This is a genomic window from Bradyrhizobium sp. Ash2021, assembly GCF_031202265.1.
In the GTDB taxonomy this organism is placed as follows: domain Bacteria; phylum Pseudomonadota; class Alphaproteobacteria; order Rhizobiales; family Xanthobacteraceae; genus Bradyrhizobium.
Genome location: NZ_CP100604.1, coordinates 1,956,413 through 1,971,559 on the forward strand (window position 1 = coordinate 1,956,413; position 15,147 = coordinate 1,971,559).

At 62.7% G+C, this 15,147-nt stretch carries 15 protein-coding genes; 13 read left to right on the top strand and 2 right to left on the bottom strand.

Annotated elements, in window-relative coordinates:
• Positions 1-51: 51 nt before the first annotated feature.
• Entirely contained in the window at positions 52-903 is an 852-nt protein-coding gene (locus NL528_RS09400) for an SDR family NAD(P)-dependent oxidoreductase (protein ID WP_309182417.1), read from the bottom strand.
• A gap of 168 nt (positions 904-1,071) precedes the next feature.
• Here NL528_RS09400 and NL528_RS09405 point away from each other — a divergent pair, with 168 nt between their 5' ends.
• The 3 genes from NL528_RS09405 to NL528_RS09415 all read left to right on the top strand — a co-directional run bounded on the left by NL528_RS09405 (position 1,072) and on the right by NL528_RS09415 (position 4,632).
• Positions 1,072-2,196, top strand: coding sequence for an alkene reductase (locus NL528_RS09405; protein WP_309182418.1), 1,125 nt, complete (start codon positions 1,072-1,074; stop codon positions 2,194-2,196).
• A 146-nt stretch (positions 2,197-2,342) separates the two neighbouring features.
• Entirely contained in the window at positions 2,343-2,816 is a 474-nt protein-coding gene (locus NL528_RS09410) for a GFA family protein (RefSeq protein WP_309182419.1), read from the top strand.
• A gap of 151 nt (positions 2,817-2,967) precedes the next feature.
• On the top strand, positions 2,968-4,632 hold the full coding sequence (locus NL528_RS09415) for a thiamine pyrophosphate-binding protein (RefSeq protein WP_309182420.1): 1,665 nt from the start codon (positions 2,968-2,970) through the stop codon (positions 4,630-4,632).
• A 94-nt stretch (positions 4,633-4,726) separates the two neighbouring features.
• On the opposite strand, the gene NL528_RS09420 is transcribed toward NL528_RS09415, so the two are convergent.
• Positions 4,727-6,115 (bottom strand): LLM class flavin-dependent oxidoreductase, encoded by a 1,389-nt coding sequence (locus tag NL528_RS09420; RefSeq protein ID WP_309182421.1) that lies wholly within the window; start codon positions 6,113-6,115, stop codon positions 4,727-4,729.
• Positions 6,116-6,253: 138 nt separating this feature from the next.
• On the opposite strand from NL528_RS09420, the gene NL528_RS09425 reads away from it, so the two are divergent.
• The 10 genes from NL528_RS09425 (at position 6,254) to NL528_RS09470 (ending at position 15,144) form a co-directional block, all read left to right on the top strand.
• Positions 6,254-7,639, top strand: coding sequence for a M20 family metallopeptidase (locus NL528_RS09425; protein ID WP_309182422.1), 1,386 nt, complete (start codon positions 6,254-6,256; stop codon positions 7,637-7,639).
• 104 nt (positions 7,640-7,743) lie between these two features.
• Positions 7,744-9,042, top strand: coding sequence for an MFS transporter (locus tag NL528_RS09430; RefSeq protein ID WP_309182423.1), 1,299 nt, complete (start codon positions 7,744-7,746; stop codon positions 9,040-9,042).
• Between the two features lie 140 nt (positions 9,043-9,182).
• On the top strand, positions 9,183-9,428 hold the full coding sequence (locus tag NL528_RS09435; protein WP_309182424.1) for a hypothetical protein: 246 nt from the start codon (positions 9,183-9,185) through the stop codon (positions 9,426-9,428).
• Positions 9,425-10,282, top strand: a complete 858-nt coding sequence (locus NL528_RS09440; RefSeq protein WP_309182425.1) for an IclR family transcriptional regulator — start codon at positions 9,425-9,427, stop codon at positions 10,280-10,282. Before NL528_RS09435 ends, NL528_RS09440 begins: the two co-directional genes overlap by 4 nt.
• An 86-nt stretch (positions 10,283-10,368) precedes the next feature.
• Entirely contained in the window at positions 10,369-10,785 is a 417-nt protein-coding gene (locus tag NL528_RS09445; protein WP_309182426.1) for a hypothetical protein, read from the top strand.
• Positions 10,782-11,660: an alpha/beta hydrolase gene (locus tag NL528_RS09450; RefSeq protein ID WP_309182427.1), complete on the top strand. Its 879-nt coding sequence runs from the start codon at positions 10,782-10,784 to the stop codon at positions 11,658-11,660. Before NL528_RS09445 ends, NL528_RS09450 begins: the two co-directional genes overlap by 4 nt.
• Entirely contained in the window at positions 11,657-12,568 is a 912-nt protein-coding gene (locus NL528_RS09455) for an amino acid ABC transporter substrate-binding protein (protein ID WP_309182428.1), read from the top strand. Before NL528_RS09450 ends, NL528_RS09455 begins: the two co-directional genes overlap by 4 nt.
• Positions 12,569-12,759: 191 nt before the next feature.
• Positions 12,760-13,677: an amino acid ABC transporter substrate-binding protein gene (locus NL528_RS09460; RefSeq protein WP_309182429.1), complete on the top strand. Its 918-nt coding sequence runs from the start codon at positions 12,760-12,762 to the stop codon at positions 13,675-13,677.
• A 39-nt stretch (positions 13,678-13,716) separates the two neighbouring features.
• Positions 13,717-14,448 (top strand): amino acid ABC transporter permease, encoded by a 732-nt coding sequence (locus tag NL528_RS09465; protein WP_309182430.1) that lies wholly within the window; start codon positions 13,717-13,719, stop codon positions 14,446-14,448.
• 3 nt (positions 14,449-14,451) lie between these two features.
• Positions 14,452-15,144 carry an amino acid ABC transporter permease gene (locus NL528_RS09470; RefSeq protein WP_074278881.1) on the top strand — a complete coding sequence of 231 codons (693 nt, stop codon included), beginning with the start codon at positions 14,452-14,454 and terminating at the stop codon, positions 15,142-15,144.
• Positions 15,145-15,147: the final 3 nt, after the last annotated feature.

The following is a 15,147-nucleotide window of genomic DNA, read 5'->3' on the forward strand; positions in this document are numbered from 1 at the left end:
ATCGTGAGTATGGATTCCGGGCTCGTGCTTCGCACGCCCCGGAATGACGAGCTAATAACCCTTCACAAATTTCGCAAACGCCTCCGCATAATCCGGATGCCATCGCGACAATGCCGGGCGGTTTTCGATGATGTCGCCGGCCGCCCACAGCATGCGCCGTTCGTCGAGTTGCCGCGGCACGTCGTTGTCGGGGCAAAGAATATAAAAATCCCCGGCGTCGATGCGCGTGATCATGAAGTCCACGGTTTGCTCCGGGGTCCAGGCGCCCGCAGGCTTTTCGGTGCGGCCGCGCGAGGTGAGACCCGTAAAGACATGACCGGGAATCATCAGATGCGCGCTGATCCTGCAGCCATCAATGTTACGCAATTCATGCTGCAGCGCCTCGGTGAGGGCTTTCACGCCGGCCTTGGAGACATTGTAGGCGGGATTGCCGGGCGGGGTGGTGATGCCCTGCTTGGAACCGGTGTTGATGATGAGGCCGGGACGGCCACGTTCGATCATGTGAGGCGCAAAGACCTGCGTGCCATGGATGACGCCCCAGAGATTGACCGCAAGAATGCGCTGCCAGTTCTCCAGCGGGCCAAAGCTGGTGCTGTCCGGGCCGATGCCAGCATTGTTCATCAGGATGTCGGTACCGCCGAACCGTTTTTGCACCATGGCTTCCAGTCCCGCGACCTCGTCGAAACGGCTGACGTCGACGGTCGCGGTCATGATGCTGTCGGCGCCGCCTGGCGCGGCCGATGCCAGTTTTGTCGCGGCCTCCTTGAGCCGGTCGGCGCCGAGATCGGCAATGCAGACCTTCATGCCGAGCTGCGCGAACCGCTTCGCGGCGGCGAGCCCGATGCCGGACGCGCCTCCGGTAATTACGGCAACATGATTGGACGACATCGCGGCATGGGGCATGGAATTTCCTCCGGACAGTTATGCGGTGCAGCTATCGGGCTGGCGCCATACCTACCATGCATGAACCGGCATAGGAGATCTTCGTTCCCCGGCTTTGCCATTGACGGCTTTCACGAACAAGATGAACCGGTTACATATCCAGATCATAGAAGAAAATCCGGGGCAGGCATGAATTTTCCGTCGTTGTTTTCACCGCTCAAGATCGGCCCGTACCAGCTCAAGCATCGTCTCGTGATGGCGCCGCTGACGCGGATGCGGGCGGCGAAGCCGTCTCTGGCGCCGCGGCCCCTGAACGTCGAATATTACGCCCAGCGCGCGACGCCGGGCGGGCTGATCATTGCCGAAGCATCGCCGGTGATGGTCACCGGTTTCGGCAGCCCCGGCGTCCCCGGCATCTACACCGAGCAGCAGATCGCGGGATGGCGGGAAGTCGTCGATGCCGTCCACGCCAGGGGCGGCGTGATCTTGCTCCAGCTCTGGCATGTCGGGCGGGTGTCGCATTCCTCGTTCCAGCCCGGCGGCGTGCTACCGGTCGCACCGTCAGCTGTAGCGATTCCTGATTTGAAGACCGGCACGGCCGACGGCAAGGCGGTGCCTTACGAGACGCCGCGCGCGCTTGAGACCAGCGAGATCCCCGGCGTGATCGACGCCTACCGGCAAGCCGCGAAGAACGCGTTGAAGGCCGGGTTCGACGGCGTCGAGGTTCACGGCGCCAACGGCTATCTGATCGAGCAGTTTTTACAATCGCATACCAATTTGCGCACCGACCAGTACGGCGGATCGATCGAGAACCGCGCGCGCTTCTTGATGGAAGTGACAAAAGCCGTGGTCGAGGTCTGGGGCGCCGACCGCGTCGGCGTGCGGCTGTCGCCCTACGGCGTGGCCAACGGCAGCGGCGAACGCGACCCGATGCCGCTCTACACCCATGCCGTCCAATCGCTCAATCCGCTCGGGCTGGCCTACCTGCATTTCATCGAGCCGCGTTCCAGCGGCGCCGGCCGTGCCGAGGTCAACCATCAGAACGTGCCGTCGGCGATGGTGCTGTTCCGGCCAATCTGGAAGGGCGTGCTGATCACCGCCGGCGGCTTTACCGGAGAAACGGCTGAAGCCGCGATCGCCGCAGGCCATGCCGACGCGATCGCGTTCGGCCGCATCTTCATTTCCAATCCGGATTTGCCGCGGCGCCTGCAGCGCGGCTATCCGCTGACGCCCTACAACCGCGCGACGTTCTATGGCGGGGAGGAGGCCGGCTACACCGACTATCCCGCGCATGATGAATTGGAGCAGGCCTGAAGCCCCACCGTCATTGCGAGCCAACGGGTCGCGCGAATGCGCGCCCGATGACAGGCTCCGCGAAGCAATCCATCTATCAGCGAAGAAAGAATGGATTGCTTCGTCGCTATCGCTCCTCGCAATGACGGCTGAGACAGAAAGCGCAAATGGCAAAAGCAGCGGGGATTGCGTCAGGCCAATGCCTGTGCGGCAAAGTTGGCTTCGAGATCGACGTCCCCGCGCGCTGGGCCTGGCACGATCATTCGGCCTCGAGCCGCCGCGCGCACGGCGCTGCCTATGCGACCTATGTCGGAAGTTGGCGCAAGCGATTTCGGATCACCAGGGGCAAAGCCGAAATCACGCGCTACGAGGACAAGGCGACAAAGACCGTGCGTAGTTTCTGCACGCATTGCGGCACCCCCTTGTTTTACGAACGCGCGCGCTCGCCGCATATGGTGAACATTCCGCGCGCGCTGTTTTCGGGCCGCACCGGCCGGCAGCCGCTCTATCACATCGCGATCGAGGAGCTGCAGGAATGGGCCTATACCGGCGAGCCGCTGGTGCCGCTGAAAGGTTTTCCGGGCGTAGTCTGGCAACGCTCGAAAAAGAAGAAGCGCGTCAATCAAGAGGGGATGTTCTAGTGGCGCCAGCTGGTCCGCACGCGTCCGGGACACGATTGTCGGGGAATTCGGCAGCGCAGGGCAGCCATGACCGTCGTCCATTGCCTCGGCCGCGCAGGTTTGATCATGTGCCCTCATCCCGCAGGTCAACGGGCCGCGGGCAGGAGGGGACATGAAAAATCGCATCACCGGGCGTTCGGCATTCCTTGCTTTGCTGAAGGACGAAGGCATCACGCATTTGTTCGGCAATCCCGGCACCACCGAATTGCCGATCATGCACGCGCTGAAGGACCATCCCGACCTCACCTATGTGATGGCGATGCAGGAAAGCCTGGTCGTGGCGATGGCCGACGGCTTTAGCCGCGCCTCGGGGAAGCTCGTCGCCTGCAACGTCCACGTCGCGCCCGGCCTTGGCAATGCGATGGGCTCGCTGTTCAATGCGAAGTTTACGGGCACGCCGATGATCCTGACCGCCGGCCAGCAGGAGCAGGGCCACGGGCTGATGGAGCCGGTGCTGTATGGGCCGCTGCTGCAGATGGCCGAGCCGCTGGTGAAATGGGCGGTCGAGGTGACGCGGCTGGAGGATTTGCCGCGGATCGTGCGCCGCGCCGCCAAAATAGCAACCACGCCACCGACCGGGCCGGTGTTCATCTCGCTGCCGGGCGACATTTTGAACGCGGAAGCCGGCATCGAACTCGGCCGCTCCACCCGGGTCGATACCCGCGTAAAACCTTCGGATGAATCGCTGCAGGCGCTGGCCGCGCGCATCCTCAAAGCCGCGCGGCCGGTGATCATTGTCGGCGACGAGATCGTCAAGAGCGACGCGCTGCAGGAGGCCGCCCAGCTTGCGGAGACACTGGGCTGCCCGGCCTATCAATCCTCCACGCCTTACGGCGCACACTTCCTGTCCGAGAGTCCCTGCTTCATGGGCGCGCTGGCGCGGGTCCAGAAGATCGCCCGCGATGCGCTGCAGCCGTACGATCTCATCATCGCGCTCGGCGGCGATCCGTTGCGGATGTCGGTTTACAGCGAGATCGATCCGTTGCCGGACGGGCTGGGTATCGTGCAAATCGGCCTCGACGACTGGGATATCGCCAAGAATTACGGCGTCGAGATCGCGCTGAAGGCCGACGTAAAGGAGACCCTGCGCGCGCTGGTTCCGACCTTGAAAGCGGCCGGCGGCGGCGCGCTCGAGACGCGCGCCAAGCAGGGATTGGCCGCGCTGGCGTCGAAGAACTGGACCGCGAAGCGCAGGATGCTGGTCGACCAGATCGCGAAGGCCAGCGATAGATCGCCGATCGATGCGGACTGGCTGTCGTTGCAGGTGGTCGAGGCGATGCCTGATAACGCCATCCTCGTCGATGAAGGCCTGACGTCGTCACGCCAGATGCTGGCGCTGCGGCCGCATCGCGACCGCTACGGCTATCACGCGCTGGCCTCCGGCGGCATCGGCTGGGGATTGCCGGCCTCGGTCGGCGTCAGCCTCGCCAATCCCGACCGGCCGGTGGTGTGCTATTCCGGCGACGGCAGTTCGATGTATTCGATCCAGTCGCTGTGGACCGCGGCCAACCACAAGCTGCCGCTGACCTTCATCATCGTCAACAATGGCGGCTATCGCATCATCAAGCAGCGGCTGCTCGCGTTCCACGGCGACGACCATTACGTCGGCATGGATTTCATCGATCCGCCGGTGGATTTTACTGGGATCGCAAAATCGCTCGGGCTGGAGGCGACCAAGGTCACCGATCCCGGACAACTGAAGTCCGTGCTGAAGTCGGCGTTCAGCCGCCCGGGCGCGAAGCTGATCGAGGTGGTGGTCAATAACGCGGTCAATTGATCCCAGTCATTCCGGGGCGATGCGAAGCATCGAACCCGGAATCTCGAGATTCCGGGTCTGGTCCTTCGGACCATCCCGGAATGACGGAGACACTCTACTCGGCCGCCTTCGCGGCCACATGCGGCCGATACTGGCTTGCCGGATGCTCCGCCGTCAGCCGAGCGCGCCCGGCGCCGAACAGTTTTTCGCGCAGCGTGCCGCTGGTGTAGGCATCCTTGTAGCGCCCGCGCCGCGTCAGTTCCGGCACCAGCATGTCGGCGATATCTTCGAAATCGCCGGGCGAGGTCGCAAACGCGACGTTGAGGCCGTCGACGTCGGTCGCTTCGAACCAGGTCTCGATGTCGTCGGCGACCTTTTCCGGCGTGCCGACCACGACCGGTCCGGCGCCGCCGATGCCGACATGTTCGACAACCTCGCGCACGGTCCAGACCCGGTCCGGATCGGCGCGGGTGACGTTGTCCAGCGCAGTGCGGCCGGCGTCGTTCTGGACGTGGCGGACCTGCTGGTCGAGGTCGTAGCTCGAGAAGTCGACGCCGGTCCAGCCCGACATCAGCGCCAGCGCGCCCTCGGGATTGATGTGGCTCCGATAGTCGGCGTATTTCGCCTTTGCCTCGGCTTCGGTGCGGCCAAGGATGATCGTCATCATGCTGAACATCAAAATCTCGGCGGGGTTACGGCCAACCTTCGCGGCGAGTTCGCGGATGCCGGAAACGCGCGGCGCAATGATTTTTGCCGACGGCCCCGACATGAAAACGCATTCGGCGTGCTGGGCCGCGAACTGCCGGCCGCGCGGCGAGGTGCCGGCCTGATACAGCACCGGCGTCCGCTGCGGCGACGGCTCGCTCAGATGGATGGCATTGAGCCGATAGTTGTTCCCTTCGTGCTCGATGCGGTGCACCTTGGCTGGATCGGCAAAAATGCCGCGCGCGCGATCGCGCAGCACCGCGCCATCCTCCCAGCTGCCTTCCCAGAGCTTGTAGACCAGCTCCATATATTCGTCGGCGATCTCGTAGCGGTCGTCATGCGCGGTCTGCTTGTCCTTGCCGGCGCCGCGCGCGGCGCTGTCGAGATAGCCGGTCACCACGTTCCAGCCGATCCGGCCCTCGGTCAGATGATCCAGCGTCGACATCCGCCGCGCGAACGGATAGGGCGGTTCGAACGACAGATTGCTGGTGACGCCGAAGCCGAGATTTTGCGTCACCGCCGCCATCGCCGGGATCAGCATCAGAGGCTCGTTCGCCGGCGTCTGCGTGGCGTTGCGCAGCGCGGCATCCGGGCTACCGCCGAATACGTCATAGACGCCGAGCACATCGGCGAGAAACAGGCCGTCGAACCGGCCGCGCTCCAGCGTTTTGGCCAGATCGAGCCAATAGGGCAGCCGGTTGTAGTCGATGGTGCGGTCGCGCGGATGGGTCCAGAGCCCGGGCGACTGATGCGCCACGCAGTTCATGGCAAAGGCGTTGAGCCGGATTTGTTTTTTCATAAGTGGCGTTTCCAACGGCGAATTGTTGCATTCCCGTGCATTTTGGCAAGACCCATTTGCTGAAGCAGCACTTCCGGTGGTCTTGATATCTCGATAATAGGGACTGAACCAGATTCATATAGAGTGCGAGGGAATACCATGGCGACCAGAGACGACGCGATCGCAAGTGCACGTCAGCATCTTCACTCCGGAGAGTTTCTTGCCGAGCTCAACCGCAGGGTCGGGTTTCAGACACAGAGCCAGCAACCTTTGCCGGGCGATCCCTTGCGCGCCTATCTCGTGGAAGGACTGCAGCCTGCATTTGAAGAGCTCGGGTTTTCGACCCGGGTGATCGAGTCGCCGATCGGCAAGGGCCCGTATCTGCTGGCAGACTATCGCGAGGATCCTTCGTTGTTGACGGTCCTCTCCTATGGCCATGGCGATGTCGTCGGCGGCATGGTCGGCGAATGGCGCGACAATCTTGATCCGTGGCAGACCACGACCAAAGGCGATCGCGTCTATGGCCGGGGCACCGCCGACAACAAGGGTCAGCACAGCATCAACATGGCGGCGCTGCGCGCCGTCCGCGAGGCCCGCGGCGGCAAGCTCGGCTTCAATGCCAAGTTCATCATCGAGACCAGCGAGGAGATCGGCTCGCCGGATCTGGCGCAGGTCTGTCAGTCACTGCATCATGAGTTGGCGGCCGATCTGTTGCTCGCTTCCGACGGTCCGCGGCTTACGGCGGATCGTCCCACCGTCTTCCTCGGCTGCCGTGGCGGCGTGCGAATCCATCTCGACGTGAACCTGCGCGAAGGCGGCAATCATTCCGGCAATTGGGGTGGCCTGCTCGCCAATCCCGCGACCATCCTGGCAAACGCCATCGCCTCGCTGGTCGATCACAGGGGGCGGATGAAGCTCGATGTGATGAAGCCGCCGCGCATCTCGAACCAGATCCGTGCAGCACTTGCCGATGTGGAGGTCGAGCCCACGGCGGATGAGCCGCAGGTTTCCGAGAACTGGGGCGAGGATGGCCTGTCCGCCGCCGAACGCGTCTATGCCTGGAACACGCTGGAAGTGCTGGCGATGTCATCGGGCAATATCGAGCAGCCGGCGAACGCGATCCCGGGGGTGGCGCGCGCCGTCCTGCAGCTTCGCTTCGTGGTCGGCACCGAATATGAAAAGGTGGTCGACGCGGTTCGGGCACATCTGCACGCAGGCGGCTTTCCGATGGTGGAAGTCAGCGGGCAGCAGCGGTTTGGCGCGTCGCGCACCGATTTCGACAGCCCCTGGGTCACCTGGGCGGCGAACTCGATCCGGCAGACCACGGGAAAGGCGCCGGCGATCCTGCCGAATATCGGCGGCTCGCTGCCCAACGGCGTCTTTGCCGAAGGGCTCGGCCTGCCGACGATCTGGATTCCGCACTCCTATCCCGGCTGCTCGCAACACGCGCCGGACGAACACATTCTGCTGCCCGTCACCGAGGAAGCGCTGGCCATCATGGCCGGTCTGTTCTGGGATTTGGGTGAGAAGCCGCCCAAGTCTTAGCCCAAGTCTTAGCCCAAGTCTTAGCCCAAGTCTTGGCCCAAGTCTTGGCCCAAGTCCTGGAGGACATGAGCGAAACAGACCAGCATCACTGAAAGGGATTGTAGATGGCGTTTTCCGCGGTCGAAGGGCGTGAAGTATCGTCGGTGCCGAAACAACAGGACGTTACAAAACTCATCGTCGCCACCTCGATCGGCAACGCGCTGGAATGGTACGACATCGCCGTTTACGGCTATTTTGCCATTTATGTGTCGAAAGCCTTCTTCCCGAATGACGATCCGACGACGTCGCTGCTGCTGACCTTCGGCACGTTCGGACTGTCGTACCTGGCGCGTCCGATCGGTGGGGTCATGCTTGGCGCCTATGCCGATCGTTACGGCCGCAAGGCGTCGCTGATGGTCTCGATCGTCATGATGACGTTCGGTACGCTGTCGCTGGCGTTGATGCCGACCTACGCGACCATCGGCCTTCTTGCACCGATCGCGGTCATCCTCGCGCGTCTGGTGCAGGGCTTTTCCGCCGGCGGCGAGTTCGGAAGCTCGACCGCGTTTCTGGTGGAGCATATGCCGCACCGGCGTGGCTTCGTCGCAAGCTGGCAATTCGCGAGCCAGGGGCTGAGCGGATTGCTGGCGTCGGGATTCGGCGCCTGGCTCACCTCGGCGATGAGCCCCGCCGACCTGCAATCCTGGGGCTGGCGCATTCCCTTCCTGTTCGGTGTGCTGATTGGGCCGATCGGCATCTACATCCGAAACAATATCGATGACGCGACCGCGCCGCCGGCTGCCAAACACGAATCCGTGGTGGCTAAGGTGTTCGCAGAGCAAAAGCTTCGTGTGCTGCTCGGAATCGGCGCGATCGCGGTGACGACGTCGGTCAACTATTTGATCGTCTACATGCCGACCTATGTGGTCAAAACGCTGAAGCTGCCGCCGTCGGTCGGGTTTCTGGCGGCGCTGGCCGCCGGCGTTGCCGTCACCTTGTTGCCGCCGATCGCAGGAATGATCTCGGACCGCATCGGACGCACCACTCACATGATCGCGCTCTGTCTGCTGTTGCTGGTTTCAGTCTTTCCGGCCTTTCTGATATTGACGAGAACGCCGACACCGATGGTGATCCTTCTGGTCGTGCTTTGCCTCGGCGCCATGAAGGCCATTTACTTCGGGCCTCTCGCGGCGCTGATGTCCGAACTGTTTCCGCCGGCAACGCGCGCCACCGGCCTGGGCTTGAGTTACAACATCGGTGTCACGATATTCGGCGGCATGGCGCCGGCGACCATGACCTGGATGGGAAGCTTTGCCTTGTTCGGCGACCTCGCGCCCGGATATTACCTCACGTTCTGCGCCGTCGTGAGCCTCTGTGCGCTGGTCACGATCCGGCGAACGTCCGCGGATGATGGTTTCGCCTAGCGGAATATTATTGCAGAAGTGAACAGGGGGCGCCGCAATATCGGTAAATATTTCGGTTTGGAGTTTCGTTGGACGAAATAAAGCTCTGTCGCGCGCGCGCCGCTCTCTCTAGGATCAGGGGAGTAGTGGAGAGGCGATCGATGCAGGACGTTCGGTTCGGATTTCAGGCGGCCGCGGCCGACGTGGCCGGCGTGCCCGACCAGCAACTCTATCCCGACCTGATGGCGGATTGCGCGCTGGGCCATCGGCTCGGCTACGACGCCGCCTGGCTGCTGGAACATCATTTCATCGACTACTACCCGACGCCAAGTCCGCTGATGACGCGGTTTGCGGAAGAAATCTGCCCGCGCTTTTCCAGCGCGATGCGCAAGGGCAGGGCGGCATGAACGCGTCCACCGTGCAGACGCCAGCGAGAGCGGGCAAGAAGAAGCCGCAACTCGTGCCGGGCCAGCCCGACAAGTTCAACGCGATCCAGAAAGTGTGCGCGATCCTGCGGGTGCTGGCGCAACGTTCGCCGCTGCGCCTGACCGAGATCGCCGACGCCACATCGCTCAACAAGGCGACGACATTGCGTATCCTTGCCTCCCTGATCGAGGAAGGTTTTGTGAGCCGCGTCGCCGGCGCCAAGACCTATGAACTCGGGCAGGAGGCGCGAGTGATGGCGGTCGGCGCGCGGCGTTCGGTCGATATCGCCGAGCTGGCGCAGCCGAGCCTGCTGCGGCTTTCCGAGAAATCCGCCGACACCGCGCTGTTGTCGGTGCGCAGCGGTGTCGAGGCGCTGTATCTGGCGCGTTCGGTCGGCAGCCATCCGCTGCAGCCGAATTACCTGCAGATCGGCAGCCGCAGGCCGCTCGGTGTCGGCGCCGGCAGCCTCGCCTTGATGGTATGGTTGCCAGATGCCGAGATCGAGGCGATCATCGAAGTGATCGTACCGCGGCTGGCGAAATCGCCGCGTATCACCCCGAAATATTTGCGCGAGCGGATCGTGGCGGCGCGCAAGCATGGCCACACCGTGCTGATCGATGCCGCCTATCCCGGCATGGGTGGGGTCGGCGTACCGATCCGCGACGATACCGGCGAGGTGGTGGCGGCGCTGAGCATCGGCGCTTCCAGCGACCGCATCCGGCGGCGCGAGGTGGAACTGGCCGAGATGTTGAAAAAGGAGGCGCAAGTGCTGGCGCGGGCGATGGCGCAGCCCGCCAAGGCGAATTCGGCTAAGGCAATTATCAAGGTAAGCTAAAGGCCACAGCGTCTTGCGGGAGCCCGGGCTTTCAGGCCATCATGCGCCGCCAATGCCGGCATTGCAGGACCTCTGCCTCAAATCGCATGACGCCACTTTCGGATGCTTCCGACGCCGCTGTTATCAAGGCGTTCGCTGAAATTCCCGCATTGCTCGAACGAACTCCGGCGCTGGTCATGCACGGCCGGTTTCTCGACTGCGACTGCCTGCTCGGTCCGATGGGTCGTCCATTCCACGTGTCGATCCGGGCCGGCCGGATCACCGACCTGACACAAGCGCCGGTGTTGATGCGATCCTGGCGTTTCTCGTATCGTGCGACATCAGCCGCATGGGCCGAATACTGGCAAGCCATGCCGAAGCCGGGGTGGCACGATCTGCTCGCTTTGACCAAACGCGGGGAGGCGGTGCTGGAAGGCGATCTGCACCCCTTCATGGCGCATCTGCAGTATTTCAAGGACCTGCTGGCGCTGCCGCGGCTTGATGCCGCAACGGTGTCGTCGTGAACGGTGCCATCGAGCCGATGGTCGGCCGCTACGTCCATGTCGAGATCGATGGCGCGATGCATCGCATCTATTTCGAAGAGAACGGCGCAGGCATTCCGCTGGTGTGCCTGCACACCGCGGGCTCCGACGGACGGCAATGGCGGCATCTGCTGGCGGATGAAGAGTTCGCAAAGAACTTCCGCATCATCGCCTTCGACATGCCCTGGCATGGCAAGTCCAATCCGCCGGCGAACTGGAGCGGCGAGGAATATCAGCTCACCACCGCGCGCTACACGCAGACGATCCGCGCGTTCTGCGGCGCGTTGAAGCTGGACAAGCCCGTGGTCATGGGGTGTTCGATCGGCGGCCGCATCGTGCTCAATCTCGCGATCGACCATGCCGCCGAATTCCGCGCGCTGATCGGGCTCGAAGCCGCCGATTTTCAGGCCCCCTGGTACGACACCACCTGGCTGAACCGCCCCGATATCCATGGCGGCGAGATTTGCGCCGCGCTGGTATCCGGCCTGATTGCGCCGCAGAGCCCGCAAGCCTCGCGGATGGAGACGCTATGGGGCTACAAACAGGGCGGTCCCGGCGTATTCAAGGGCGATCTCTATTTCTACCGGGTCGACGGCGATTTGCGCGGCCGGGTCGAGGCAATCGATACTAAAGTATGCCCGCTCTATCTGCTCACGGGCGAGTATGATTTTTCCTGTACGCCGGAAGACACCAAGCGGACCGCGGCCGCCATCGGGGGCGCCCGCGTCGAGATCATGGAGCAGCTCGGTCATTTCCCGATGAGCGAGAACCCCGAACAGTTTCGCCGCTACATCGCGCCGGTTCTCGGCGAGATTCTCACACAATCGATACCAACCAGACAAGGAGTACACCTATGAAACGCCAGTACATCATCGGTTACGCGCTTGCCGCCGCGCTCTCGGCCGGCCAGGCCAACGCCGAAGAGCTGACGGGAACGCTGAAGAACGTCAAGGAAACCGGCGCGATCACGCTCGGCTTCCGCGATTCCTCGATTCCATTTTCCTATCTCGACGACAGCCAGAAGCCGATCGGCTTTGCGATGGACATCTGCTACAAGATCGTCGACGCCGTGAAGAAGGAGCTCAAGCTCGACAAGCTCGAAGTCAAGCTCAATCCGGTGACCTCGTCGACCCGCATCCCGTTGCTGGCCAACGGCACCGTCGATCTCGAATGTGGTTCGACCACCAACAATGCCGAACGCCAGAAGCAGATTTCCTTCACCAACACCCACTTCCTGACCGCGAGCCGCTACGTCTCCAAGAAGGCAAACAAGATCGACGCGATCGCCGATCTCAAGGGCAAGTCGGTGGTCTCGACGGCGGGCACCACCAACATCAAGCAGCTGACTGAAGCCAACGCCGCGCGCGGCCTCAACGTCAATATCATCCCGGCCAAGGATCACGCCGAAGCCTTCCTGATGGTCGAGACCGACCGCGCGGTCGCCTTCGTGATGGACGACATCCTGCTGGCGAGCCTCGTCGCCGGATCGAAGGCGCCGGACGACTACGTCATCTCCAAGGACGCGTTCTCGAAGCCCGAGCCCTACGGCATCATGCTGCGCAAGGACGATCCCGCTTTCAAGAAGGTGGTCGATGGCGCGACCGCGGCGCTCTATACCAGCGGCGAGGGGCAGAAGCTCTATGACAAGTGGTTCACGCAGAAGATCCCGCCCAAGGGCTTGAACCTCAACGCGCCGATCAGCGCGGAGCTGAAGAACGAGTTCGCCAAACCGTCGGACTCGCCGGATCCCGATTCCTACAAATAACGGCGTCCTGACCCACGCTGAGGGCTTGCTGGCCCATGCAATGGCCCGACCATTGCATGGGCCTTAAGTTCTGGAATCTTAAGTTCTGGAGTCCTAACTTCTGAAGTCCTGGGTCGTGAGGCGGCCGAAAGTTGCGTTCTTTTCCGGCCCGATTTGTGCATTATTGCCGCCATCCAAGCGAGGAGAGACGAATGAAACGCCTGCGTATGGTTGGGCTCGTGATCGGCGCCGCTTTCTGCGCCGCGCAGGCCAACGCCGAAGAGCTGACGGGGACGCTGAAGAAAATCAAGGAAACCGGCGCCATCACCATCGGCTACCGCGACTCGTCGATCCCGTTCTCCTATCTGGACGACAACCAGAAGCCGATCGGCTTTGCGATCGACATCTGCCTTGCGATCGTCGACGCCGTGAAGAAGGATCTCAAGCTCGACAAGCTCGCGGTCGAATTCAACCCGGTGACGTCGTCGACCCGTATCCCGTTGCTGGCCAACGGCACCATCGACCTCGAATGCGGATCGACCACCAACAACGCCGACCGGCTGAAGCAGGTGGCGTTCACCAACACCCATTTTCTGACCGCGACCCGCTTCGTGTCGAAGAAGTCCTCTAAGCTCGGCTCGATCGAGGACCTCAAGGGCAAATCGGTGGCCTCGACCTCAGGCACCACCAACATCAAGCAACTCACCGAAGCCAACGCCGCCCGCAGCCTCGGCATCAACATCATCCCGGCGAAAGAGCATGCCGAATCGTTCCTGATGGTCGAGACCGATCGTGCGGTTGCGGCGGTGCTGGACGATATCCTGCTCGCCAGCTTCGTCGCCGGGTCGAAAGATCCCGGCGCCTACGTCATTTCCACGGACGCGTTCTCCAAGCCCGAGCCCTACGGCATCATGCTGCGCAAGGACGATCCGGATTTCAAGAAGGTCGTCGACGCCGCCACCGCTGCGCTGTACCAGAGCGCCGACGGCCAGAAGCTGTATGACAAGTGGTTCATGCAAAAAATCCCGCCCAAGGGATTGAACCTCAACACGCCGATCGGCGCGGAGCTGAAGCATGAATTTTCGAAACCGTCGGATTCTCCAGATCCGGATTCCTACAAGGCGATGTGAGCCGGTCGACGGCGTAGCCCTGGCGCACGGAAAGCTCGCGTGAACTATCACTGGAACTGGAGCATCTTCTTTGAGCCGGCCCCGAACGGGACCGGCACCTATCTCGACATGCTGCTGTCCGGGCTGCTGCTGACGATCGAGACCTCGCTCTGCGCCTGGATCATTGCGCTGGTGTTTGGCGCGGTTGTGGGCGTCATGCGCACGCTGCCGTCGAAGGCCGCGTCCCGGATCGGCTTTGCCTATGTCGAGTTCTTCCGCAACATGCCGCTGCTGGTGCAACTGTTCATCTGGTTCTTCGTGTTGCCGGAAATCGTGCCGCAGGAGTGGGGGCTGTGGCTGAAGCAGATGCCCTATGCGCCGTTCTACACCGCGGTCATAGGGATCGGCCTGTTCATGTCCGCGCGCGTCGCCGAACAAACCCGCGCCGGCGTCAACTCCCTGCCGCGCGGACAGAAGATGGCTGCGACCGCGCTCGGGCTGACGACGGCGCAGACCTATCGCTATGTGCTGCTGCCGATGGCGTTCCGGATCATCATGCCGCCGCTGACCTCCGAATTTCTCTCGACCATCAAGAATACTTCGGTGGCGATCACCATCGGCCTGATCGAGCTGACCGGCGAGGCCCGGGCGATGCAGGAATTTTCGTTTCAGGTGTTCGAGGCCTTCACCGGTGCTACCGTGCTGTACCTCCTGATCAATATCGTGGTTGTCATCGCCATGCGCTTCCTTGAGCGCAGCATAGCGATCCCCGGCTACATCACGGGGAAATAGCTGATGTTCGCCAATTTCGACTTCGACGTCATCCGCCGCTCGCTCGGCTACCTGTTCTTCGACGGCATGACGTTCACGCTGACGCTGACGGGGCTGGGCGCGTTGGGCGGCCTGATCTTCGGCACGCTGATCGCGCTGATGCGGCTCTCAGGCTACAGACTGCTCGGCCGCATCGCCGGGCTCTATGTCGATCTGATGCGCTCGCTGCCGCTGGTGCTGGTCATCTTCTGGTTCTATTTCCTGGTGCCCTATATCGGGCAATGGGTGACCGGATCGTCGCGGCCGATCCGCGTCGGCGCGTTCACCTCCTCGCTCGTCACCTTCATCCTGTTCGAGGCGGCGTATTTCTCGGAGATCATGCGCGCCGGCATTCAGTCGATCTCGAAAGGACAGCCCGCCGCCGCGAGCGCGCTTGGCCTGACCTACGCCCAGTCGATGCGCTATGTCGTGCTGCCGCAGGCGTTCCGGAACATGCTGCCGGTGCTGCTGACGCAGACCATCGTGCTGTTCCAGGATACGTCGCTGGTCTATGTGCTCTCGATCCCGGACTTCCTCGGCGCCGCCAGCAAGGTGGCGCAGCGCGACGGCCGGCTGGTCGAGATGTACCTGTTCGCGGCCGTGGTCTATTTCGCAATTTCCTGTTTCGCGTCCTTTGGCGTCCGGCGCCTGCAGGCACGCATCGCCATTGTCCGGTAGAGA